This window comes from Candidatus Poriferisodalis sp., from assembly GCF_965262965.1.
GTDB lineage: Bacteria > Actinomycetota > Acidimicrobiia > Acidimicrobiales > Poriferisodalaceae > Poriferisodalis.
Window position 1 is genome coordinate 3,055,082 of the sequence record NZ_OZ253573.1, and the last position, 22,514, is coordinate 3,077,595.

Here is a 22,514-nt window from a genome sequence, read left to right on the forward strand (position 1 = left end):
TGCGCAGAAATGCCGCCACAGACGGCAAATTTGCACAAAGAGGGCGCGACAGTCGTTTCCCGAACCGTGACCTTCCCACTGCGACCTCTTAGGTCCTCACCAAGCTCGTGGCTCGAGAGGCCTCCACCAGCGTGCGGGTGTAGTCGGTCTTGGGATCGGTCATCACCTCAGCGGTCCCACCGGCCTCGACGACGTGCCCGTCTTTGAGCACGATGATTTGTTCGCACACGCGCGCGACCACGGCGAGATCGTGAGAAACGAGCACCAGCGTCAACCCATGGCGGTGCTTCAACCCCATCAACAGGTTCAGCACTTGGGCCTGGACAGACACGTCAAGGGCACTCGTGGGCTCGTCTGCATACAGAACATCAGGTCTCACCGAAAGCGCCCGGGCCACGGCGATCCGTTGCAGTTGTCCACCTGAGAGCTGATGCGGATAGCGAGAGAGAACCTCGCCGCTCAGTCCCACATCCTGGAGCCAGTTCCGCATTTGCGCTGCCTCGGGTTTGCGTCGTTCCAGCGCCTTCGTCGGTTCGGACAATGACGTCTTGATGCGCAACCGCGGGTCGAGCGAGCTGGCAGGGCTCTGAAAGACGATCTGGTTGCGGCGGTGAAACTCGCGACGATCCTCGGACAGCCATTCCGTCACTGATCGGCCGTCGAACGTGATGCGACCCTTCGAGGGAACGAGCAAGCCGCACAAGAGCCGCACGAGCGTCGACTTGCCGGATCCGGACTCGCCAACGATGCCGACCGTCGAGCCTGCAGTCATCGTGACGTTGATGTCTCGCAGCGTCCAATCCGCGTTGGGGTCGCGCCGCCGCAGGTGAGCGTGATAGTCGAAGAAGAGCTCGTCGGCCTCGAGCAGAACGGTCATTGGCGCTCGCTCGCCAGTTCAGCGTCGCCCGAACCAATGGGCATCGTCGAGTCAACGGGGTTCCAGCACTTGAATGAATGCTCACTCGTCATCTCGGTAATCGGCGGTTCAACTGCACACTGCTCGATCTCGTGTGGGCAGCGGCCTCGAAATCGACAGCCCGGCAAGAACGCACCCAGCGGGGGCACGGAGCCCTTGATTGTGACGAGCGGTTTGCCGAGGGAGGCGCTGATGTCTTCGGGGTGGCCGGGGTTGACGCTGATGAGCGCCTCGGTATAACGATGGCGCGGCAAGGCAACGATGTCGTCGGCTGGACCCGTCTCGACGAGGCTCCCGCCGTAGAGGACTGCGACGTGATCCGAGATCACCTCGATGACGCCCAAGTCATGGCTGACGAACAGAACCGCCATGCCTCTGTCGGCGCTCAGGCGCGCCAGCAGTTCCAGGATTTCCTTCTGAACCGTGACATCCAGTGCAGTCGTCGGTTCGTCGGCAATCAGCAGCTTGGGGTCGCAGGCGATGGCCATGGAAATGAGAACTCGCTGTTGTTGGCCTCCTGACAGCTGATGGGGATATCTGCGAGCCAAGACCGCGGGTTCAGGCAGCTGGACTTGCTTGAACAGTTCCAGGGTTCGCCCTTTCACCTGATTGGAGGGCACCGTGTTGTGGAGTCGCAACGCCTCCGCGACCTGTTTGCCGACTCGCATCGTCGGGTTGAGCGCCCGAAGCGGGTCCTGGAAGATGACGCCGATCTCTGCACCTCGAATATTCGAGAGGTCACGCTCGGAGCGGTTGACCATCTCGACGCCTGAGAATGTGATGGAGCCGGTCACCACCGCGTCGCGGGGCAAAAGACCGATGATGCTCATCGCGGTCATCGTCTTGCCCGACCCGGACTCGCCGACGAGCCCGAGGCGCCGACCGGCCGGAATCGACAAATGCTCGATCGACACGATCTGGTGTGCCCCGATCGTGATGGTCAGATCGTTGATTTCGAGCATCACACACCAGCACCCTTGGTGGTCTGCTGCGGATCGAGATAGGTGCGCAGGCCATCGCCGAGGAGGTTGAAGCCGATCACGGCGACCATGATCGAGACCCCGGGGATGATCATGAGATAGGGGGCCTGATCAAGGAGTGGCTGGGCTTCCTTCAGCAGACGTCCCCACGACGGGGTCGGTCGTTGCGCACCGATGCCGAGATACGACAACGCGGCCTCGACGAGGATGGCGATCGCGAACATGACGGATGCCTGGACGATGATGAGCGGGCCGATGTTGGGCAGGACGTGTCGGAAGAGGATGAATTTTCGAGTCCGGCCGTACGCCTGCGAGGCCTCGACGAAGTCGCGTGAGAGGATCTGGCGCGCTGGCCCGATGGTGACTCGGGCAACCGTCGGGATGAGCCAGAACATGATGGCGATGATCGCCGTCGTGTTACCCGGTCCGAGCGACGTGGCCAAAACGAGTGCCACCAAGATGCCGGGGAGGGCGATGCCGATGTCGGTCACGCGGCTCATGAGCCGCTGCTGGAAGGGGCGGGCTCCGGCGGCAACCAAACCGAACAGCACGCCCGGAATAATCGACGCGATCGTCGAGACAACGCTGACCAGCAACGAATTTCGTGCGCCGGCCATGATCTGGCTCGTCATGTCGCGACCGAGCTTGTCGGTGCCGAGGAGATAGCCGTCGGATCCCGGGGGCAAGAACTGGTTCGGGACGTCGACTTTGTCGACGTCGTACGGCGTCCAGAACAGCGACATGAGACCGACGACGACGATGACGGCAACGATGACGCCCCCGATCACGAGCTGCGGAGGGACCCACCGTTTCGAGGCGCTGCCGGCGCGCTCGAACACCTCGAGCTCGTCGGTATCCGGCGCCAACTCCTCAGGCGCCGAAACCTCAGGCGCCGAAACCTCAGGCGCCGAAACCTCAGGCGCCGAAACCTCAGGCGCCGAAACCTCAGGCGATGGAGGTTGGTCGGTCATGCCATGGGGGCTGATCGACCGCTGTCGCGGATCCTCGGATCCAAGAGCCCGTAGGCGATGTCCATCAGGAAGTTCAGCGTCAGGATCATGAGCATGAGCACGAGCGCCAGCGACTGGACGGACAATGGCTCGCGCCCCCCGACGGCCACGACCAACATGCGGCCGAGGCCCGGCAAGGTGAACACGTTTTCGATGACCACCGCACCTGCCAGCAACGAGCCCAGTTGAAGGATGGTGATGGTCACGAGCGGAATCGAAGCGTTCCGAATCCCATGGCGCCACGCAGCTCGTCGGAGCGTGAGACCCTTGGCCTGGGCCGTTCTGATGAAGTCTTCGTCCAAGACTTCAAGCATGCCTGACCGCACGTAGCGAACGAGCACTGCGCTCAGCGGTATCGCAAGAGCGAACACAGGCAGCGTCAACGATTTGACACCCCTCACGAAGTCTTCTGTGAGCGGGACGTATCCACCTGCGGGCAGCCATCCCAAGTGCACGGCGAATAAGGTGACCATCAACAGGCCCAACCAGAACGACGGAACTGCAATGCCGATCTGGGACAGGATGTCCACCCAGGTGCCACGCCAGTCTTTGACATGGATGGCCGAGAAGGTGCCGAGCACGAGAGCGACGATCACCGAAATGATCAAGGACGCGAAAGCCAACGTGAAGGTCAAGGGCACGCGCACCCAGATTTCGTGGGCGATGTCGAACTCTGCGGCATAGGACGTACCCATATCGCCTTGGAGTACGCCGCCTATCCACTCCAGGTATTGCTGCAACAGGGGTGCGCCCAACCCCATCTCGGCGCGTAGCGCCTCCAGCGCTTCGCGCGTTGCGGTCTGCCCAAGGATGACGGTTGCGACGTCACCCTTGAGCATCCGCAACAGGAGGAAGACGATGATTGAGCCCATGAAGGCGGACGCCAGCAACGAGGCGATGGCGCGAACCAGAACTCGAACCATTCATCGTCCTATTCCGTGATTCCTGGTTCCTCGTTTTACTCGAGGGTCAGGTAACCAAGGTCGAATTCACTACCAGCGGTGAACAGCTTGACACCCTCGAGGTCGGCACGCACTGCGACAGCTTGGAGCTTCGCAACAATCGGAATCAGGAAGCCGGCGTCGGCATGCATCTCCACCGCTTGTCGCCGCAGTTCGGTCGTGACCGCGGAGTCGACGGCCGCGTCCCCGTCGTTCAGCAGTTGATCGAAGACCGGGTCGCAGTGCAGGGTGAAGAAGCCAGGACACTTCCAGGCATCGATCGTGCTCGGACCGCTCAACGATGTGAACGTGTAGTCGGCGGTCTCGCCGAGTATCTCATCGATGTAGGTGGTGAGCTCACGGCCTTCGAGCTCGACGGTGAAGCCGGCCTCGGTCAGCTGTGCAGTCACCACTTCCTGAATCGGCGGGAACTCGGCGATCGTCAGGTACTTGAACGGGATCACCAAGCCTGGGACCCCGGCCTCCTCGAGCAGTGCGCGGGATTTCGCCGGATCGTATTCGTAGGGGCAGTAGTCGCTCGCCCACGGCTCGTTCGGCGGATTGACGAAGGTGCACGTCAGTTTCCCGAGTCCGGCGAACGCGGCATCGACGATCGGCTGGCGATCTACCGAATGGTTGACCGCTTGGACGACCAACGGGTCCTGGAAGATCTCCGCCGTCGCGTTGAGGCTGAGGTACGAGATCTCGAATCCTGAGACAGTCAGGATCTTGAAGTCTTCCTCCGCGTCGATTTCGTCGACGCGATCGATGCCCTCGCCGAGGATTCCTGCCACGCCGTCAATGTCCCCTGCGAGCAATGCGTTCAGGCTCGCTGTCTCGTCGGTGATGAAGCGCCACGTGACGTCGGAGAAGAACGGCTGGTCACCCCAGTAGTCGGCGAACCGATCCATGTCGACCGAGACGTCAGGCTTCCACTCGATGAACACGTAGGGGCCAGTACCGACGGGGCCTTGGGCAATGTCGTCGCCGGTGCCTTCGGGCACGACTGCTGAACTGATCCGGGCCATGCCATTGAGGAACGCTTGGCTGGGCTGGGTGAGCGTGACGACGACCGTTCGGTCGTCGGTCGCCTCGATCGTGTCAACGGCGTCGAACGGCGTGGTGATGTCCCCCTCGCCCCCTCGGTTGTACTCGAGCGAATAGGCCACATCAACGGCGTCGAGATCGCTGCCGTCATGGAACTTGGCTTCGCGGATCGTGAACGTGTAGACGGTCCCGTCCGCGTTGACGTCCCATGACTCGGCGAGCATGGGAGCGACGCTGCCGTCGGCTTGCTTCTCCACGAGCGTCTCGACGACGTTGTAGAGGAGCGGCGTCTTGATGGCTGTCGCTCCGTTCGTGACGTAATCCCAGTTCGCCGGCTCCTGCGCGACCGCGAGAGTCAACTCCCGGACTTCGGCCGGTTCGTCAGCGGGTTCATCGGGGGCGTCAGCGGGTTCATCGGGGGCGGCAGCGGCCGTATCTGCGGTCGAACCACCGTCGTCGTCTGATCCGCACGCCGCTGCGACCAGTGCGAACGCCATGAGCACACTGAGAATCAGCCAACTTCGTTTGTAGTTCCTCATGAGGTGATCCTTTCTGGATCGTGTATTCACGCTGCCTCACAATCCGTTCAGGATTGCACCGGCCAGCTCGTTGAATTGGGTCTTCACGCCAGAGTTGTCACGTCGTTGCCAGTGACTGTTCAAACAGTGTTGGCCCTTGACGGCCGCTCTCGGTGGCATTCCTGCCGCCTCGAGAGGCGTCATCACTGAAACCTGAGTTTCACTGATTAGAACCGTAGTTCTATCATCACCCCCGGTCAAACGCCGTGGGCCCACAATCAGGTGATGCGCTTGCCTCGGTCAGCGGCGCTTTCGTAACCGATCCGTTCCTGCAATGCGATCGCCTCCAGAGCGTTCGCGACGTCGCGGCGCGCCAGCACATCTGTGGGCGGCTGCAACAGCCGGAAGTGCCCGTATCTGTCCTCGCCCGCCACGAGATGTGCGAACGTCGCCACACCCGACACCTGCCGCATCGATGGGGCGGCATACCGAATGGCCAACCCGATGCGTCGGTCGGCAGAAGCATTTGGATTCGACGAATGGAACAACCGGCCGTGGTGCACAGACATCTCGCCGGGCGCAAGCGTCACATCGACCGCGTCCGCCTCGTCCACCTCGACCGCCACCACCTGACCTCGCGAGAGCATGTTCGACTCGTCGAAGGTGTCGCGATGCTCGACGATCTCACACCGATGACTTCCTGGCATGAACCGCATGCAGCCGCTCTGGGTTGTCGACGGGCTGAGCGCGACCCACGCGGTCGCCTCGTGTGCGTCGTCGTATCCCCAATACGTCAGATCCTGGTGCCAGCTCACGAACGCGGGCGTCGCGGGCTCTTTGATGAAGAAGTTGGCACTCATGACCAACAGGTCGTCGCCCAGAATCGCCTTCACCGGCTCGAGCACCGACGCCAGGCGCATGATCTCGTCGATGAACGGGAGCACGATGTTCGGGTTTCCCCGCAAGATTCTGCTCATGAGGGCGTCGTCGGCGTGCGCGGCCTCGACCGCTTCGAACATCGTCCGATACTCGGCCGCGCGATGTGGCGTCATCGCCTCGAGCGGAAAGACGTAGCCGTCTTTTTCGTACGACTGCCTCATCTGCGGTCCGCTCTCGAATCCCCGACGATCGCAACTACAACCGGCTCAGGGCGTGTCGGGCAGCTGCGAGGGTCTTGTCGATCAGGGCGTCGTCATGTGCGGCCGACACGAACCACAAGCCCCGACTCGTCGGTCTCACTCCGTGATCCTGGAGGCTCGCCAGGAAACAGGCGAGAAGCTCATTGTCGGAGTTGGCAGCAAAGTCCGCTCGCGACGCCACAGCTCCAGGTGTTCCGAAACGGGTCTGGCACAAAGAACCGCCGATGTGATCGACGGCGAGGCCGACCCCCAGTTCGTGACCCAGCTGGCGTAGGCCATCGACAAGACGACAAGTGAGGCGATCCATCTCTGGGTACGGGTTGCTGTCGATCAGGACCCGCAGCGTGGCGACGCCCGCCGCCACCGAAGAGACACCCGTGTTGTAGGTGCCGGAGTGATTGATCTCTCCACGACCGACACCGGCGAGCAGCTCGGCGCTGGTTCCGAGCACGGCGAGCGGGAACCCAGACGCGATCGCTTTGGCATAGATCGAGATGTCTCCGCGGATTCCGTAGAAGCCTTGGGCACCGCAGAGTCCCAGGCGGAATCCGGTAATCACCTCGTCGACGACGAACAGCGCTCCGTGCTGATGGCACAACGTCTTGACGTCGTCGAGATAGCCCGCCGACGGTGGGATCAGCCCGGTGTTGCACATCACCGGCTCCATCAGCACACATGCCACATCGCCGGACTTGAGGGCTTGGGCCACCTGTGCGATGTCGTTCCACTCGCACAAGATCACGTCGGCCGCAGCCGAGGCCGACTGACCCGCTGTAAGCGGCACGGGTCCCATCGGCGGAGCGGTGACGGCCATGTCGACGAAGAGCGGATCGAGCCAACCGTGATAGTGGCCGGTGAAACGCACAACCTTGCGTCGGCCGGTCGTTGCCCTGGCGATTCGGACGGCCAACAGATCCATCTCTGTTCCGCTCATGCCCATCCGGATGCTCTCGATCCAAGGCAGCGCGCCGACGAGGGTTTCGGCGAACTCGGCTTCGAGCGGGTGTTGCCCAGCGAAGAGCTGGCCAGTCGAGAGCGACTGCTTCACAGCGGCGGTCACCGCTGGGTGGTTGTGGCCAAGGACCATGGGGCCCATGCCGGCCGCGTAGTCGATGTAGACGTTGTCATCGACATCCCACAGCAGCGCTGCGTCGCCACGGACCATGGTGAGCGGCACGGGCGTGCCGTGCAAACGAACATTCGAGTTGACGCCCCCAGCGATCACCTTCTTGCGCCGAGCGTGCTCTTGCCGGCTCTGGTCGTAGCAGGGAATGGCCTCGGTTGACATCTGCCACCTTTGTTGCGATGAACGGTTCAGGTCTCGCCCGAGATGGGATCGTTGACTCACACGCGCCGTGGTCGAGTAGTGAAGCGAGCGCGCAACTGAGCGCGTCGCAACACACCATATCAATGACTGCAACGGAGGTTCCACACTCTGAAACCAGCGTTCCTCGTGGGCGAGAAGCAAGCGGGCGCTGAAGGCTGGTGGTCGCGCCGGGATTCGTCGATGCCCACACCCATGACGGCATGCAGCTGCGACGCGATCGGTTCAGCCGCGCCAAGTCGTCAGTGATTCCATTGGAAAGATCGGTCGTGGAACTCGTTGCCACGCCAGCGCTGCGATGTCGGACTGTGTCGGGCCGGGCGTGGCAACTCGGATGATCGCCGACGTGAGCGGGGCCATGTATTGGAAGTTGGACGCGGTCTTCATGACGACCATCTGATATTCCGCCGGTTCTAACCCCACATGGCGATACACAGCCGGATCGATGCCCGCGACACCGGCAAATTCGCTCACCAACAGCGTCACCGGGCCGACCTCGAAGGCCACCGTGTGCCCCATCTCGATCCGGGTCTGCGTATGGCCGGTCAACTCGACGATGCCGTCGGAGACGGCCCGTACGACGCCGGTCACCTCGAGCGGCGTGAAGAAGGGGGCTGAGCGACCGCCCAACGCAACCGTCACGGTCGCATCGATGCCGGCCTGTGACAGTCGACGGGCGGAGACAGAGTCGATCATCGGAACGAGTGCGCGTCCCCGAATGCCGAGCCGCAAGATCGCCTCGAGGATGACCGTGCTGTCGCCCCCCGAACCGCCCAGCACCGAGTCACCGGTGTCGCTGAGGATGACCAGGCCCCCCTCTGCTCGGTCAGCATCAATGACGGCTTGGTCGACTGGCCGGCTCTCCGTGCGTTGAAAGTCGGTCCTCATCGACCAAGCGAGCTCGGCCAGCTCCTCGGCGAGAGATTCGGCCAGAGTTGGATCGTCGTCGGTCACGACAATGATCGCCCACCCGCCTTCGTCGGCATCGAGCCAGCACTGCATCGGGAATGGCGACACGGCCAACACCTGCGTGTCACGCTCCATCTCCCTCGCCCGGTCGAACAGGATCTTCATCGGGCCGCGCGAGGTGAGGTATTGCTCCTGATGGGTGAGCATCCGCAGCTTTCGCCACGCCACCACGGGGATGATCTGGCGGGCGAAGAGCCGCACCGCGTGCAGGGTCAGGTCACGGGCGGTCTCGAACTGATCATGTGGTTGGGTGCGGAATCCCACGATGATGTCGGCGTGGTCGATGATCTCCTGGGTCACGTTGGCGTGGTGATCGAGCATCAACGCCAGCGGAAGTGACGACCCGACGAGGCCGCGGGCCGTGCGAAGGAGGGCTCCTTCGACGTCGTCGATGCCCTCAGCCGAGGCCGCCCCGTGCAGCAGCATGACCAGCCCGTCGAGCTCTCCCGCACCACCGAGCCCGTCTCGAACCTTGGCGTCGAAGAACTCGAACGCTTCCGTCGACAGCCGGCCGCCCGATCGAGTGTTGCCACGAATGATGGGAACAGTCTCGACCTCGACGCCGCAGCGCCCGATGGCGTCGAGATAGCCGCCGACGGGGCCGCCAGAGTGCAGACGCTCGAGGATCTCGGCCCCTTCGTAGATCCCGAACGACTCGAAATCGGCGAGCGTCGTCAGCGTCGGGTTGAAGCTGCTCGTTTCCTGAGTGATCTGAATCAGCCCGATGCGCATGTCTGAATACCTAGCCGAAACTCTCATGTGAGGCGCTCATCATCGGCCAGCTTGGCTCGAAGCCACACCGCCGAAGGGTGTATACCCGCGGCCCGGCACGCCGACATCGAGCGCGAAGAGCGCGCCCGCGTGTGGCTGAGACCGCAGTTCGGCCTCCGGCAGGCCGCCGCGAGCGCTCGTGATGAACAGCGTGGTCCCCTCGGGGCCCCCGAAGGCACAACTCGTGATGAAGCCGCCGGGTACCTCAACCACACGATCGAGCTGTCCCTGCGGTGTGTACCGGTGAACAGCGCCGCCATCCCAGAGGGCCACCCAGACGCAGCCTTCGGCATCGACGCTGAGGCCATCGGGTATCGAGTCGACATCGACAAGGGTTTCGGTCCGAATCGGCAGGCCCTCGTCGTCGAGATACAAGTTGTCGACTCGGTAGGTGAGCGAATCGACGTAATGGCAAATGCGGCCATCGGGGCTCCAGTCGACCCCGTTCGACATGGCCACGCCGCCTCGGAGCCGTCTGAGGGACCCATCGGCCTCGACACAGAACAGTCCCGCCTTCGGCTCTGTGGAGCGATCGACGGTGCCGACCCACAAGCGTCCCATCGGGTCGCATCGACCGTCGTTTGCGAGGCCGTCGCCATCGGGCGGCAGCGTGGCAATCGCCGGGCCGACGTGGCCGACCTCGTCGATCCGAGCCACAGTTAGGCCGGCTACGGCAACAAGGCGACCCTCGACATCGGGCACGATGACGCTGACACGCTGATCGAGGTCCATAGCCGTATGACGTCCCAAGCTGTCCAATTGATGGAGAACCTGGCCGTCGATATCGAGCCACAACAACCGTTGCCGGGCAGCGTCCCAGGTGGGCCCTTCCCCGAGGTCGCAGGCACAGTCCACGACAACGTCAGGGGTCACGTCGTCACATTAGGACAGCCTTGACAACGTCAGCCTCGACAACGCTCGTCTTTGCAGGCTTGGCCAAGCGCCGCATCGAGCCGCCCCGCCAAAGAGCACTCAACCGCCGTCTGTTACCTATTCTGAGCGACGGCTGATGAAACTTGCCTCGGTATTGACGCCGCTTTCGGACGAGAACTTGACCCTGGCTGCCCAATGCGGCGTGGACGAGGTCGTCGCCCGGTACCCCGGGCCCGATCTCACCCTGCTCGACGGGGTCAAGGCCCGAATCGAGTCCTATGGAATGCGGTTGGGCGTCGTCGAGGGATTCCTGCCAATTGAACGCATCAAGCTCGGCCACGACGACGGCACCGAGATGGACCAGATGAAGGCCCTCGCCCGGCATCTCGGCGAGATCGGCGTTCCGCTCATCTGTTACAACTTCATGGCCGGAACCGACTGGATCCGCACCAGCGTCGACGCGCTCGAACGGGGTGGGGCCAAGGTGACCGCCTTCGACCTCAACGACCTCGAGAGCGCCCGAATCCCTGGCCGCGAGCCGTTTCGGGCCTCGCTCGAGCCGGGGGCCACGCGCGAGCAGCTTTGGACAAACCTCGAAGCGTTCCTCACCGAGATCATTCCTGTCGCCGAGGACGCAGGCGTCGTGCTGGCCATGCACCCCGACGATCCGCCGCTCCCGTCGCTGTTGGGAAATGACCGGGTCATGCATTGCGTCGACGGGTTCGAGCGGCTCGTCGGCCTGGTCCCGTCCCCATCCAATGCGATCGCCTTCTGCCAGGGCACATTCTCCGAGATGGGCATCGATATTCCGGCTGCCATCAGGCAATTCGGCAACCACATCGCCTATGTCCATTTCCGTGATGTCACGGGCACCGCAGAGTCCTTCATCGAGACGTGGCAGGACACGGGCCACACCGACATGGCCGAAGCGATGCGTGCGTATCGCGAGGTCGGGTTCGATGGTCCGATACGACCTGACCACGTCCCCCAGCTGGTCGGCGAGGACGATGGTGAACCCGGCTACACCATGCTCGGGCGCCTCTTTGCATTCGGGTACATCCGCGGCCTCCTCGATGCCACCGACCTCTGAGCATGTTCGATTTGATCATCCGCGATTCCACGCTGATCGACGGCACGGGAGCCCCGGCACGACCCGGCGACGTCGGCATCACAGGTGGCCGCATCGCCGCTCTCGGCAGCATCGATGCCGATGCGCGGGCGGTCCGAACCATCGATGCCGGCAGTCGGGTCGTGTGCCCAGGCTTCATCGACATCCATACACACTCTGACCTCACACTGGTCGCGGACGGCATCGGCGAGAGCAAACTGCGCCAGGGCGTGACGACCGAGGTAGTGGGCAACTGCTCGTTCGCAGCTTTCCCGATCGAACCCGAACGACTCGACCTTCACGCCGATCACCTCGCAGGGGCCACGGCCCCGTTGACGCCATGGTGGACCGATCTCGATGGCTATGCCGATGCGTTGCACGACCAGGGCTTGTCGATCAACGTCGCGCCGCTCGCCGGTCACGGAACGCTGCGCGTGGCGGCGATGGGCGTCGACGAGCGACCGGCCACCGCCGCGGAAATGAGTCGGATGGAACGCGACCTCGATCGCGCGCTGGAACAAGGAGCCTTCGGGATGAGCACCGGGCTCACCCTCGTGCCCAGCTCGTACGGCGATTTCGACGAGGTAGCAGCACTGGCTCGAGTCCTGGCCGCCCGCGGCGCGCTGTATGCCACACATTCACGAGCGATCGCCCCCGACGAACGCGCATCGGTGGCTGAGGCGATCGAAATCGGCAGGCAGACCGGCGTGACGGTCGAGTTCAGTCATCTGGCGATCAACCGCCCGGAACGCTGGGGTCACGGAGCAGAACTTCTGTCCATGTTCGACGAGGCCCGCGCGGAAGGCATCGACATCTTCTTCGACGTCTATCCCTACGACGCCTCATCGTCGTCGTTGACGCAGTACCTCCCGCCGTGGCTGCCCGCAGGCGGCACCGAAGCGATGCGCGCCCGGCTGGCGATCCCCGCAGTACGCCAACGTGCCCTCGACGACATGGCCGAGGGCTGGTTCGACGGGATTCCCTGGCTGTGGGACCGCTTCGTCGTGAGCAGCTGTCCAGATGGCTACGGCATCGCAAACACGCTCGACGAGCTCTCGGCCAGCGAAGGGATCGAACCGTACGAACTGACCCTGCAACTGTGCGAGCGGTACGGCAACGAGCTGGCCGTGGTGCTCTTCTATCGCAGCGAGGACGACGTCGAGAAGTTCCTGGCTCATCCGCTGTCGGTCATCGGCTCGGACGGCAATGCAATTCCGCTTGACCAACCCACGGCCTGCCCGCATCCGCGCAACTTCGGTACCTTCCCTCGAGTTCTGGGTGTGTACGCCCGCGAAAGGCGAGTGCTCGAACTGAGCGATGCGGTGCGCAAGATGACCGCCGAGCCGGCTCGGCGGCTGGGACTGTCCGACCGCGGGACCCTCGCCATCGGAGCGGTCGCCGACGTCGTGATCTTCGACCCCGAGACAGTGATCGACAACTCCGAATTCGGCCAGATCGCCGATCCGCCGACTGGCATCGACGTGGTGATCGTCGACGGCTCGGTTGTGTTGGATCATGGAGTCATCGGCACCGATCGCCCTGGCCGAGTCCTGCGAAGGGGCTCGAGCAGCGCAATCGCTTAGTCGGTCGTCTCTGTTCACACCAAAGGAATCTCATGCGCGTCGCGACCCTCGGCTTCCACCACGAATCGAACACGTTCGCTCCGGTGTCCGCCAGCCTCGAGCAGTTCCTGGCCAGCGGACCCGACGTTGGTGACGGTCTGATCGCAAAGTACGCCGAGTCACAGGCCACCCTGGCGGGCTTCATCGAAGCAGCGGAGGCGGACGCAGATGTCGAACTCGTGCCGTTGGTGTATTTCGACCTCAATCCGATGGGAACGATCACCGCTGAGGCGTTGGAAACCATTGCGGAGCGACTGCTGACCGCTCTCGATGACAACGGCCCCTGGGATGCGGTTCTCCTGGCGCTTCACGGTGCCGCCGCGTCTGAGGTCCACCGTGACGCCGACGGCGAAATCCTCGAACGCGTGCGGCGACTCGTTGGGGCCGACGTTCCGATCGCTGTCACCTATGACATGCATGCCAACGTCTCGACGCGCATGGTCGAATGCGCCACCGTCGTCAATACGTACATGACCAACCCGCATCTCGACCCTCGCCTGCGTGCTCGAGAGTGCGCTGATCTGGCATTCCGCGTCGTTCGCGGCGAGATTCATCCGGTCATGGCGCTCGAGAAGCCGCCGTTGGCGGTGAACATCTTGCGTCAGGGGACGACCGACTCGCCGATGGCCGAACTCGTCGCGATGGCGGCGCAGGCCGCGACCCGACCCGGTGTTCTTTCGGTCAGCATCGCCGAGGGCTTCCCCTATGCCGATGTTCCCGAGATGGGGATGGCCTTCTTGGCGGTCACCGACGGCGATGCCGATCTTGCCGGCGAGATCGCTCGCGAACTCGCTCGCGCCGCTTGGGAGGTTCGCACCGAACTCGAAGGCGATGGGGTTGAGATCGACACAGCGCTTCGTCGCGCCGCAACCGCTGATGCCCGCCCCGTCGTCCTCCTCGACGTTGGTGACAACGTCGGCGCTGGCAGCCCGGGTGACTCCACCCATGTCCTGGCGGCGGCGCAGCGTCTCGCAGTGCGCGGATTGTTCCATTCGTTGTGCGATCCGGCTTCCGTTGCCGCCTGTGCGGATGCCGGTGTCGGCGCCGACGTCGAATTGGACGTGGGCGGCAAGACCGATGACCTCCATGGCGACGCGGTCGCTATTCGGGGGGTTGTTCGGATGCTCGATGACGGGAAGTTCGAGGATGCCGGACCCACTCACGGCGGCTTCCGGTTCTATGACGCCGGTCCACGGGCGCTGGTCCACACCCAGGACGATCACATGGTGCTGTTGACGTCACATCCTCGGGGCAACACCAGTCGAGCCGAACTCATCAGCGCCGGCCTCGACCCTGCGACGCAGCCGATCATCGTTGCCAAGGGCGTTCACTCGCCGCGTGCGGCGTACGAACCGATCGCAGCCGAGATGATCCGGCTGAACACCCCTGGCTGCACGAGCGCCGATGTCAGCGTTCTCGACTACGCGTATCGACGTCGACCGATGTTCCCCTACGAGCGCGACACCCGGTACTGAACCCGTTCGTACTGGCAGCGCTCAGTACTGGCAGCGCTGATCTCGACCGTCAAAAGAGTGTCTCGGCGATCTCGATGACTCGATAGTTGTCGTCGACAATCGGGATTGCGCGCCACTTGTCGAATGTGGTGCACGGATGCGAGATGCCGAAGCCGACGAGGTCACCGACTGCGAGAGGATCGGCTGGCTCGAGGTCCAAATAGGCGTGTTGATCGTTGATCTCGACGACCCGAGCCCCCGCCACGGTCTCGATGTCTGTGGATCCGCGACGACGGACCTTCTTGAGAATCGGCAGCAGGCCATCAGTTGAGGCGTCGCGCTTGCCGATGCCCACCAGGGCTCGGGTGGGCTCAGGCCGTGAGAGCACAGCACCCCAAACTTCGATGGCCGGCACGAGCCGATCATCGCGGCCGGCTCGTGGGGTCACACCCATGGGGGAAACCTCGTGCAACGAACCGTCGTCGTGGCTGATGTAACAGCCGCTGCGGAGCACCACTCGAAGAGGAGATTCGATGTCGACGCATGAGAAACGGTCGACGACCTGATCGAAGTACGCACTGCCGCCGGCGGTGACGATCACTTCGGGCGTCGGCTCGAACCAACCCTTGGCATCGACCGCGTGCGTCAGCTCGACGATCTGATCGAGAAACTCATCGACCCCCTCTTGGACGGGCCGATCGCCCATCGGCCCGAGAATTCCCTCGAACCCGGAGGTTCCAGTGAGAGCGAGGTAAGGAGACCTTTCGGCAGCCGCGGCGACGAGCAAGCCGTCGGCGATGCTGCGTGCGCCGGTGCGCCCTCCCGTAATCCCCAGCTCGAGCAGCACCGGCAGTCGGCGGGCCGGCTGGGTGCGGGCCAGGGTCTCATTCATGATGTCGACACCCTCACCGGAGTCGACATAGCAGTACACCTCGAAACCCTCATCGAGCGACTTCGCCAGCCATTCGATCTCGGCCGGGACAACGACCTGGTTGGCGATGAGGACCCGGTCGACCCCGGCCTCCCTCATGGTCTTGGCCTGCCACGTCGTCGCAGCGGTGATGGCCCAGGCACCATCGCGGAGCTGGCGACGGAAGAGCGCCGGTGCCATGGTCGTCTTGCCGTGGGGTGCCAGAGAAACGTCGTTGCGCTCGCAGAAACCCTTCATCGCCTTGCTGTTGTGATCGATCGCCGATTCGAACAGCAACGCGATCGGGTATGGCACGTCGGCATCGAACACGCACCACCCGGTCCCGGCACCCGAGGCGAGCGGCAAACCCTTTGAGTTGGACGACGATGGCTGCGGTGTGTCGGAAGTCGCCTCGACTACTGCCTGCGATTCAGGACCCATGGTGATGTCTCACCGTTCAGTGAGGAAATCACGAACGAGACGCTTGCCGACGCTGCGGATCTTCTTGACGACCGCCGGCACCATGTCGGTGGTGAGCCGCCGCGCTGGCGCACTCACGCTGATGCCACAGGGAAAGGGCATTCCTTGCAGTGCCACCGCGACGCATCGACCGTCGGCCTGGTTCTCGCAGTCGTCGATCGCATACCCCTGCTGTCGAACCATCTCGAGCACGGACAAGTACGCCTGGGGCGTCGTGATCGTGGCGTCGGTAAAGGGCGTCATCTCGACGGCGTTCAGGATCGTCAGAACACGATCCTTGGGCAGTTCGGCCGCCATCGCTTTGCCGAGGGCTGTCGAGTGGATCGGGGCGCGATCACCGGCCCGGGCCGCCAAGCGCATCATCTGGCTGCTCTCGAAAACGAGATTGTGCACGACCGTCGAACCATGGAGCGTGCCCAAGTTCGTGGTCTCGCCGGTGTCATCGCGGAGTCGTTGGAGCGGACCGTCGGCCTGCGCAAGGAATGTCTCGAGCTGACGTGTGTTGTGCGGTTGGAAGGCGAGCCCGACTCGGTACAGAGCGGATTGCTCATCGCGCTCGACATAACCCCGAGCCTCGAGAGCTGACAGGTACCGGAATGCCGAACTCTTCGGCAGTGATGTGACCGCCGCGGTCTCAGGCAGCGAAACCCCTTCGCGTGACCGCTGCAGGAGGTCGAGGATGTCGCACACTCGTTCCACGGCTCGAATGGGATAGGTGTTCGATGAACCTTCCGGCGCGGTGTTGCCCGACTCCGAGGACGTCTTCTTGTTCATCGTCTGAATTCCTCGAGTTTGAATTCGTTGCGTGGCAGCCCGGTTCGAATCGTTCGCTCAGAAAGCGGCCCAGTCGATAGGTAGTCATCCGACGATACCGAAGCTCAACCGCTGGTCGGCCGGGTGCAGGTGGAGCGATGTACCTCAGCTACGCGACAGCGGTCAGCGGCGACGGCTCCGTTCCCGAGATCTCGACACCACCGGCAGGGACTGCGGCCACCTCGTGCCACAGACGCAGCTTGACCTCGGCGCCCAGTTCACCCACCATCCCCAAGAACGAATGGAAGATCGCCAGGTGCGTCGGGTGAGACTTCGACCAGTCCTCCAGCGACTTGAGATCGGTGAACCAGCCCACGAAGCTCGTCGATTCCAAGTCTTCGCCGTCGATGGTCTGTTCCCGCAGGAGCCGGCTCGAGATGCAGCCGGTCTCGGGATGCTCGGCGAGAAAGTCGATCCCCGCAGTGAGGTGCGGCTCGACATCGGCGAAGTACAGCGCCCGCTCGGCTTCCTCGCAATGTGCCCAGATCTGGCCCGAACGGATCAAGCACAGGTTGCCGGGCAGCGGTTCTCCCGGCTCGGCGGCCAGATCGTCCTCGGCGCTGGCTGGCATCCGGTCGCGGGCCGCCCCCCAGTACTCGTGGATATCGGTGCGTTCGACCTTCAGCAGGTTGCGCACACCGGGCATTTCCTTCGGCGTCGAGTGGATCGTCTCCCACCGTTCGCCGGGAATGAAGGCGGTCTCGACGAGCACACCGGCCCGGTTGAGCGCCTCGGAGCGCTTCGCCCATCTGCGGTACGACTCGGGATCGGTCCAATAGCCGAGGAACACGGCCGTGTCGTTGCCGATGTCGGCGCCGACGTTGACGATGCGAGCCCGCTCAAGATGGTCGGGCGTGTCCGGGCCCGAAGTCAGCTCGGCTCTCAGCTCCCCGAGAGTGACATCGCTGTGGGAACCGCGCGCATGGATCATGGAGAACGCGGTGCATTCAGGCAGGCCGATGACGCTCCACGCGGGAACGTTGGGCACATGACCTGCAGGTCGGTTGGCGGTCATGAGGCCCCCCTGTTGTGCCGTGAGAAGTGTCGCACTGTCGAGTTTCCCGCCTATCGCTCTGCGAGATTCTCGCGGATGCGGGGGACCACGTCGTTCGCGAAGCGTTCCAGTGAGGCGTTCATCACCGACGGCGGCAGCCCGGGCGGGCCGCCCCAGCTGACCAGGTCGGTGACGTCGTGATCGCGGATCAGGTCGGTCAGCTCGGCCACGCAATGGTCGGCATCGCCGGCAGTCCACACCAGCGGGTTCAGCGGATCGGGAACACGAGGGCCGGTCCGGGCCGAGCGCTCGGCCGCGGTCGACTTGTGGTCGGCACTGGCCTTGATGATGCCGATGTACACATTCCGGCGGTAGCGCTCTGCGGCGGCGACCGCCTCCCAGGTCGGATCGTCAGCGGTGTCGCGCCCGTCGGTGACGTACACGCCGCGGATGATGCCCACGCGCTTGTCGCCGGGGTCGCGCCCGTCGGCGGCCAGTGCTTGCTTCCATGGTTCGAGCACGGCCGCTTTCGGTCCCTGCGGCAGCAGGTTCGTATCGAAGCGGGCCGCCCGCAGCGCGCCCGCCTCGCTCGTCGCTGCGATCCACAGCGGGGGACCGCCGTCTTGCACCGGATCGGGCGTGACTCGCACGTCTCGGTACGTGTATCGCTTGCCCTCGTAGCTGAAGGGTTCGCCCGACCAGGCCAGCTGCAGGATGTCGAGCCCTTCCTCGGTGAGCGAGACGCGTCGGGGAAGCGGCAGGCCGAACCCGGCGAACTCGTGCGCCGCATAGCCCATGCCGACGCCGAGTTCCATGCGGCCCCCCGAGATGTTGTCGAGCACGGCGAGGTCTTCGGCCAGGCGCACCGGGTCGCGGAACGGCATCAAGCAGATGTCGGTGGAGAACCGCATGGTGGTTGTCAGCGCCGCGGCCGCGCCCGCCACCGGCACGAAGTTGGGCAGGTAGCCGTCGGACATGAAGTGGTGCTCGGTGAACCAGCACAACTCCAAGCCCAACTGCTCGGCCAGCACCACCTGGTCGAACGTCTCGCCATACACCTGCGGCATCGTCACGTCACTGCCCGGCGGACACCGGAAGTCGTGCACGACCCCAAACCTGAGCGACTGCGTCATGCGCCGAAGTTAGTTCGAAGGTGTGAGACCGAGCCGGGCTCAGTACCAGGCGTCGGGTACGGCTGCGTTGCGGTCGTCGACGAAGGCCTGCAGCTCACGGCCGACGGCCGGATCGAGCGGCGGGGGAGGCTCATAGTCGGCGAGCATCTGCTTCCACTGCTGGTTGGCACGCTGGGCCATGTCGAGGCTGCCTTCTTCGGACCATTGCTCGAACGAGCGGGCGTCGCACAGCGCCGACTCGAAGTTGGCTGTCTCGAAGTTCGCCATCGTGTGGGCAGTTGCCAGGTAGTTGCCGCCGGGGCCGGCCTCGCTGGACGCCGACGCTCCGAGCTCGTAGTCGTCGACGATGAGGCCTTCGAGCAGGCGGTGCAGCATGCCGCACCGGTCGGCATCCATCACGAACTTCTCGTATCTGAGGGTCAGCCCGCCTTCGAGCCAGCCGGCCGCCTGCAGGATGAAGTTCGAACCGGCCAGCAGCCCTGGTGTCATCGCATCGGCAGACTCCTGCATGGCCTGCGCATCGGCAACCTTCGAGGCCGTGTAGTGACCGCCGCAGCGAAACGGCATGCCCAAGCGCCGGGCCAGCGGGCCGATGGCGAAGGTGGCAAGCGTCGACTCGGCGGTGCCGAACGTGGGCGCGCCCGATTTGAGGTCCATCGTGGTCAGGAAGTTGCCGTAGATCATCGGCGCACCGGGCCGTACGAGCTGGGTGAGGGCGATGCCGGTCATGGCTTCCGCATGCGCCTGCGCGATCAGGGCCGGCTGGGTGACGGGCCCCATGCCGCCGCCGATGATGAACGGTGAGATCAGGCAGCCTTGGTTCGCTCCGGTGTAGACCTTGAGCGCACCGCTCATCGTGTCGTCCCACACCAGCGGCGAGTTGACGTTCACATTGCCCTGGATCACGCAGTGCGACGCCATGTATTCGGCGCCGAACACGATCCGGGCCATTGCAATCGAGTCGGTGGCCCGCTCGGGCGCCGTCGAGCACAGTTGCCGGGCCAAGCCGGGCTCGAAGCGCACACGCACCCCGACAACCTCAGACCCGGCGGTTCGGAACAGTTCCAGCGCCTCGTCGTCGCCACGGAACTCGACGCCGATTCCGACAGGATCCAGTCGGCGTGCGCCTCGAGCCGATCCAGCGCCTCGTCGTCGAGCAGCTCGTATGGCGGGATGCGTCGGCGCGGCGTGTGCAGTCCCGCTGACGGATCTGGCCCGGCAGCACGCGAAGCAACTCGGGCCGACCGGCCGCGTCGCACCGTAAGTCCCGCGTCGTCCGGTTCGGCCATCGGCACATTCTGCGGGACGGCCCAAGAGCGCCGCGGCACCTCTGGCTACTGTGCGGACACCACGCAGCTCGCAGAACAACGGCCGCAACCCAACCAATGGGGAAACGCTCCATGTCGTATGAGAACCTGACCATCGATGCACCGGCGGAGGGCGTGGCGCGCGTCACCTTCAACCGACCCGAACGGCTCAATGCGCTGACGCACGGACTGGTGAGCGATCTCCACGATGCCCTCAGCACCACCGACGCCGACCATGACGCCCGCGCCATCGTGCTCACCGGAGCGGGCCGCGGCTTCAGCGCCGGGCTTGATCTCACCGGTTACGGCGTCGTGCCGGGCACCGAATCCCACGGCGGGCCGCAGCGCGGCATGGCGATCCAGCAGGAAATCGCCGGATTGGTGCATCACATGCGTGACGTGCGCCAGCCGATCATTGCGGCGATCAACGGCGCAGCAGCAGGCGGCGGGTTCGCCATCGCCTGTGCGTCCGACATCCGCTACTGCGGCGAGTCGGCCAAGTTCGGCACGGCGTTCGTGCGCCTGGGCATCTCCGGCTGTGACATTGGCGTCAGCTGGATGCTGCCCCGCCTCATCGGTGCCTCCCGAGCGTGGGAGCTGATGCTCACCGGCCGGGTGATCGATGCAACCGAGGCCGACCGCATCGGTCTCGTCAGCGCCGTGGTGTGTGACGATGCGCTCATTGACACCTGCCTCGGTGTCGCTGCCGAGATCGTCGGCAACAGCCCGTTCGGCGTGTGGATGACCAAAGAAGTCATGTGGTCGAACCTCGAGATCGGCAGCCTGCGCGCCGGCATCGACCTCGAGAACCGCACTCAGATCATGACCTCGCTCACCGCGGACAGCCAGGAAGCGATGCGGTCGTTCCTGCACCGCCGCCAGGTCAAATGGTCCAACCGCTGACGTGCAGTCGCGATCCCGTCTTGGAGACGCCCTGAGGCGTCGCGGCGGAGCGTCCGACGGCGCACTGTGCCGACATCGATTGGCATGTCACACACTGCGCGTGGCGTCATCCACGCATGGTGATGACGAGTCCCCGCAAAGCATGGCATCGCACCAATCGCCTGCGGGGCTGTCACGCCCAAAGCGGCTGCGTCGCTAGGCTGTCGTCCATAGAACTGGTGCCTCCGATGAGGTGTCTCGCCGGGCTCTACGGCCCGGCACATAGAACTGGCGCCTCCGATGAGGTGCTGAGCGGGAGCCGCAAATGGCTCCCGCTTTTATTTGTTTGGGAGATCCATGAATTCATTTCTGATTCTGGTTGATGCCGGGTACGTGTACGCCGAGGGCGGTCTGCTGGTCCACGGCACCAAGGCGCGACATGAACTAACTCTGAATCCCTCGAAGCTTCGTGAACGCCTCCTGCGGTTCGCCGGCGAGCGCTCCGAAGGGCGGTTGCTGCGCATCTACTGGTACGACGCAGCGCACGAACGACGTCCGACTGACGAACAGAACCTTGTCGCCGATCTACAAGGCGTCAGACTCAGACTTGGTCGCCTGACCAACAAGGGAGTCCAAAAGGGGGGTGGACTCGCTGATCTATCGTGACCTGTTCACGTTGTCCCAGTCGGGCCGCGTCGGCGATGTTTTCCTGTTGGCTGGCGATGAAGACTTGCTGGAGGGTGTCCTCGCCGCCCAAGACTTCGGTGTTCGGGTCAACCTCATTGGTATCGAGCCGAATGTCAGCAACCAGGCCGCAAGCCTGCGTCAAGCTGCAGATTCGATCTACGTGCTGCAGCGAGAACAGCTCACTGACGTTTTGATCCGGCGTCACAGCGGTGGGCGGCCAGGCACGTCAGCCATACAGTCCGGCAAGCTGCGACAGCTGGAGGACCGGTTCTCGCCCTCATGGCAGGACAGGTCCACGACTGACGCCGACGAAGATGCGATTCACTCGACATCGGAGCGCGTCGCCGCCGAATTCTTCGAACAGGCGTCGCCGGATGAGATTTCGACATTGCACGAACAGCTTCGGAGCAATCTCGATCCCGCCCGTCGCCGATTGCCCCAGCGCGCAGACGGCTGGCTCTTGAAGGCCTCCGGTGTCGAACTGGACAGATGGCTCACTGAGTCTGAGCGGCTGCTAGCGCGTCAGGTCTTTTGGACTGCCGCGTCGACGCTTCTCGAAGGCATCGATGGCGCAGACGAAGCCGAGGACATCGAAGGCAGCTGAACGAGGACCGCGGATACAGTTGCTCATCGACG

General features: G+C 63.9%; 20 protein-coding genes. 6 read left to right on the forward strand and 14 right to left on the reverse strand.

The annotated features are described in order from the left end of the window. Positions 1-88: 88 nt before the first annotated feature. The 9 genes from ACQY5K_RS14770 to ACQY5K_RS14810 form a co-directional block, all read right to left on the reverse strand. The gene (locus ACQY5K_RS14770) at positions 89-877 is read right to left on the reverse strand and encodes an ABC transporter ATP-binding protein (RefSeq protein ID WP_428116679.1); all 789 of its coding nucleotides are present in this window, start codon (positions 875-877) and stop codon (positions 89-91) included. Next, on the reverse strand, positions 874-1,878 hold the full coding sequence (locus ACQY5K_RS14775; protein ID WP_428122720.1) for an ABC transporter ATP-binding protein: 1,005 nt from the start codon (positions 1,876-1,878) through the stop codon (positions 874-876). Before ACQY5K_RS14775 ends, ACQY5K_RS14770 begins: the two co-directional genes overlap by 4 nt. Then, the gene (locus tag ACQY5K_RS14780) at positions 1,878-2,867 is read right to left on the reverse strand and encodes an ABC transporter permease (protein WP_428116682.1); all 990 of its coding nucleotides are present in this window, start codon (positions 2,865-2,867) and stop codon (positions 1,878-1,880) included. Before ACQY5K_RS14780 ends, ACQY5K_RS14775 begins: the two co-directional genes overlap by 1 nt. Continuing rightward, entirely contained in the window at positions 2,864-3,829 is a 966-nt protein-coding gene (locus ACQY5K_RS14785; RefSeq protein ID WP_428116684.1) for an ABC transporter permease, read from the reverse strand. The genes ACQY5K_RS14780 and ACQY5K_RS14785 overlap by 4 nt, the downstream gene beginning before the upstream one ends. 35 nt (positions 3,830-3,864) lie before the next feature. Next, the gene (locus ACQY5K_RS14790; RefSeq protein WP_428116687.1) at positions 3,865-5,433 is read right to left on the reverse strand and encodes an ABC transporter substrate-binding protein; all 1,569 of its coding nucleotides are present in this window, start codon (positions 5,431-5,433) and stop codon (positions 3,865-3,867) included. 257 nt (positions 5,434-5,690) lie between these two features. Next, complete coding sequence (locus tag ACQY5K_RS14795) at positions 5,691-6,512, reverse strand: phytanoyl-CoA dioxygenase family protein (protein WP_428116690.1); 822 nt, start codon at positions 6,510-6,512, stop codon at positions 5,691-5,693. Between the two features lie 34 nt (positions 6,513-6,546). Then, entirely contained in the window at positions 6,547-7,839 is a 1,293-nt protein-coding gene (locus tag ACQY5K_RS14800) for an aspartate aminotransferase family protein (RefSeq protein ID WP_428116692.1), read from the reverse strand. Between the two features lie 261 nt (positions 7,840-8,100). Then, on the reverse strand, positions 8,101-9,576 hold the full coding sequence (locus ACQY5K_RS14805; RefSeq protein ID WP_428116695.1) for a M81 family metallopeptidase: 1,476 nt from the start codon (positions 9,574-9,576) through the stop codon (positions 8,101-8,103). A 39-nt stretch (positions 9,577-9,615) separates the two neighbouring features. Then, the gene (locus ACQY5K_RS14810; RefSeq protein WP_428116697.1) at positions 9,616-10,488 is read right to left on the reverse strand and encodes an SMP-30/gluconolactonase/LRE family protein; all 873 of its coding nucleotides are present in this window, start codon (positions 10,486-10,488) and stop codon (positions 9,616-9,618) included. A gap of 136 nt (positions 10,489-10,624) precedes the next feature. Here ACQY5K_RS14810 and ACQY5K_RS14815 point away from each other — a divergent pair, with 136 nt between their 5' ends. The 3 genes from ACQY5K_RS14815 to ACQY5K_RS14825 are packed head-to-tail and all read left to right on the forward strand — an operon-like array spanning position 10,625 to position 14,693. After that, positions 10,625-11,578, forward strand: a complete 954-nt coding sequence (locus ACQY5K_RS14815) for a mannonate dehydratase (protein WP_428116699.1) — start codon at positions 10,625-10,627, stop codon at positions 11,576-11,578. A gap of 2 nt (positions 11,579-11,580) precedes the next feature. Continuing rightward, positions 11,581-13,179: an N-acyl-D-amino-acid deacylase family protein gene (locus ACQY5K_RS14820; RefSeq protein ID WP_428116702.1), complete on the forward strand. Its 1,599-nt coding sequence runs from the start codon at positions 11,581-11,583 to the stop codon at positions 13,177-13,179. A gap of 32 nt (positions 13,180-13,211) precedes the next feature. Further along, a complete protein-coding gene (locus ACQY5K_RS14825) occupies positions 13,212-14,693 on the forward strand; it encodes a M81 family metallopeptidase (RefSeq protein ID WP_428116705.1) in 1,482 nt (493 codons plus the stop codon). 49 nt (positions 14,694-14,742) lie between these two features. Here ACQY5K_RS14825 and ACQY5K_RS14830 read toward each other — a convergent pair whose 3' ends face one another. The 5 genes from ACQY5K_RS14830 to ACQY5K_RS14850 form a co-directional block, all read right to left on the reverse strand. Next, complete coding sequence (locus ACQY5K_RS14830; RefSeq protein WP_428116707.1) at positions 14,743-16,023, reverse strand: alanine racemase; 1,281 nt, start codon at positions 16,021-16,023, stop codon at positions 14,743-14,745. Positions 16,024-16,032: 9 nt separating this feature from the next. Next, positions 16,033-16,836 carry an IclR family transcriptional regulator gene (locus ACQY5K_RS14835; protein WP_428116710.1) on the reverse strand — a complete coding sequence of 268 codons (804 nt, stop codon included), beginning with the start codon at positions 16,834-16,836 and terminating at the stop codon, positions 16,033-16,035. Positions 16,837-16,984: 148 nt separating this feature from the next. After that, positions 16,985-17,890 (reverse strand): phenylacetaldoxime dehydratase family protein, encoded by a 906-nt coding sequence (locus ACQY5K_RS14840; protein ID WP_428116712.1) that lies wholly within the window; start codon positions 17,888-17,890, stop codon positions 16,985-16,987. Positions 17,891-17,940: 50 nt separating this feature from the next. Further along, a complete protein-coding gene (locus ACQY5K_RS14845) occupies positions 17,941-19,002 on the reverse strand; it encodes an LLM class flavin-dependent oxidoreductase (protein ID WP_428116715.1) in 1,062 nt (353 codons plus the stop codon). Between the two features lie 39 nt (positions 19,003-19,041). Next, complete coding sequence (locus ACQY5K_RS14850) at positions 19,042-20,433, reverse strand: trimethylamine methyltransferase family protein (protein WP_428116717.1); 1,392 nt, start codon at positions 20,431-20,433, stop codon at positions 19,042-19,044. Between ACQY5K_RS14850 and ACQY5K_RS14855 the strand changes: the two genes are divergently transcribed. The 3 genes from ACQY5K_RS14855 to ACQY5K_RS14865 all read left to right on the forward strand — a co-directional run bounded on the left by ACQY5K_RS14855 (position 20,403) and on the right by ACQY5K_RS14865 (position 22,482). Further along, positions 20,403-21,212 carry an enoyl-CoA hydratase/isomerase family protein gene (locus ACQY5K_RS14855; protein WP_428116719.1) on the forward strand — a complete coding sequence of 270 codons (810 nt, stop codon included), beginning with the start codon at positions 20,403-20,405 and terminating at the stop codon, positions 21,210-21,212. The genes ACQY5K_RS14850 and ACQY5K_RS14855 overlap by 31 nt on opposite strands. Positions 21,213-21,548: 336 nt before the next feature. Continuing rightward, a complete protein-coding gene (locus ACQY5K_RS14860; RefSeq protein WP_428116722.1) occupies positions 21,549-21,857 on the forward strand; it encodes a hypothetical protein in 309 nt (102 codons plus the stop codon). Continuing rightward, positions 21,835-22,482, forward strand: a complete 648-nt coding sequence (locus tag ACQY5K_RS14865; protein ID WP_428116724.1) for a hypothetical protein — start codon at positions 21,835-21,837, stop codon at positions 22,480-22,482. Before ACQY5K_RS14860 ends, ACQY5K_RS14865 begins: the two co-directional genes overlap by 23 nt. The last annotated feature ends 32 nt before the right edge of the window (positions 22,483-22,514 follow it).

Excerpts from the sequence above, each read along its gene's own strand:
- ACQY5K_RS14795 (WP_428116690.1), bottom strand. The coding sequence starts at position 6,512 with ATGAGGCAGTCGTACGAAAAAGACGGCTACGTCTTTCCGCTCGAGGCG.
- ACQY5K_RS14805 (WP_428116695.1), bottom strand. The coding sequence starts at position 9,576 with ATGCGCATCGGGCTGATTCAGATCACTCAGGAAACGAGCAGCTTCAAC.
- ACQY5K_RS14780 (WP_428116682.1), bottom strand. The coding sequence starts at position 2,867 with ATGACCGACCAACCTCCATCGCCTGAGGTTTCGGCGCCTGAGGTTTCG.
- ACQY5K_RS14860 (WP_428116722.1), top strand. The coding sequence starts at position 21,549 with ATGAATTCATTTCTGATTCTGGTTGATGCCGGGTACGTGTACGCCGAG.
- ACQY5K_RS14815 (WP_428116699.1), top strand. The coding sequence starts at position 10,625 with ATGAAACTTGCCTCGGTATTGACGCCGCTTTCGGACGAGAACTTGACC.
- ACQY5K_RS14855 (WP_428116719.1), top strand. The coding sequence starts at position 20,403 with ATGTCGTATGAGAACCTGACCATCGATGCACCGGCGGAGGGCGTGGCG.
- ACQY5K_RS14840 (WP_428116712.1), bottom strand. The coding sequence starts at position 17,890 with ATGACCGCCAACCGACCTGCAGGTCATGTGCCCAACGTTCCCGCGTGG.
- ACQY5K_RS14775 (WP_428122720.1), bottom strand. The coding sequence starts at position 1,878 with ATGCTCGAAATCAACGATCTGACCATCACGATCGGGGCACACCAGATC.
- ACQY5K_RS14845 (WP_428116715.1), bottom strand. The coding sequence starts at position 19,002 with ATGACGCAGTCGCTCAGGTTTGGGGTCGTGCACGACTTCCGGTGTCCG.
- ACQY5K_RS14790 (WP_428116687.1), bottom strand. The coding sequence starts at position 5,433 with ATGAGGAACTACAAACGAAGTTGGCTGATTCTCAGTGTGCTCATGGCG.
- ACQY5K_RS14835 (WP_428116710.1), bottom strand. The coding sequence starts at position 16,836 with ATGAACAAGAAGACGTCCTCGGAGTCGGGCAACACCGCGCCGGAAGGT.
- ACQY5K_RS14770 (WP_428116679.1), bottom strand. The coding sequence starts at position 877 with ATGACCGTTCTGCTCGAGGCCGACGAGCTCTTCTTCGACTATCACGCT.
- ACQY5K_RS14825 (WP_428116705.1), top strand. The coding sequence starts at position 13,212 with ATGCGCGTCGCGACCCTCGGCTTCCACCACGAATCGAACACGTTCGCT.
- ACQY5K_RS14800 (WP_428116692.1), bottom strand. The coding sequence starts at position 7,839 with ATGTCAACCGAGGCCATTCCCTGCTACGACCAGAGCCGGCAAGAGCAC.
- ACQY5K_RS14785 (WP_428116684.1), bottom strand. The coding sequence starts at position 3,829 with ATGGTTCGAGTTCTGGTTCGCGCCATCGCCTCGTTGCTGGCGTCCGCC.
- ACQY5K_RS14820 (WP_428116702.1), top strand. The coding sequence starts at position 11,581 with ATGTTCGATTTGATCATCCGCGATTCCACGCTGATCGACGGCACGGGA.
- ACQY5K_RS14830 (WP_428116707.1), bottom strand. The coding sequence starts at position 16,023 with ATGGGTCCTGAATCGCAGGCAGTAGTCGAGGCGACTTCCGACACACCG.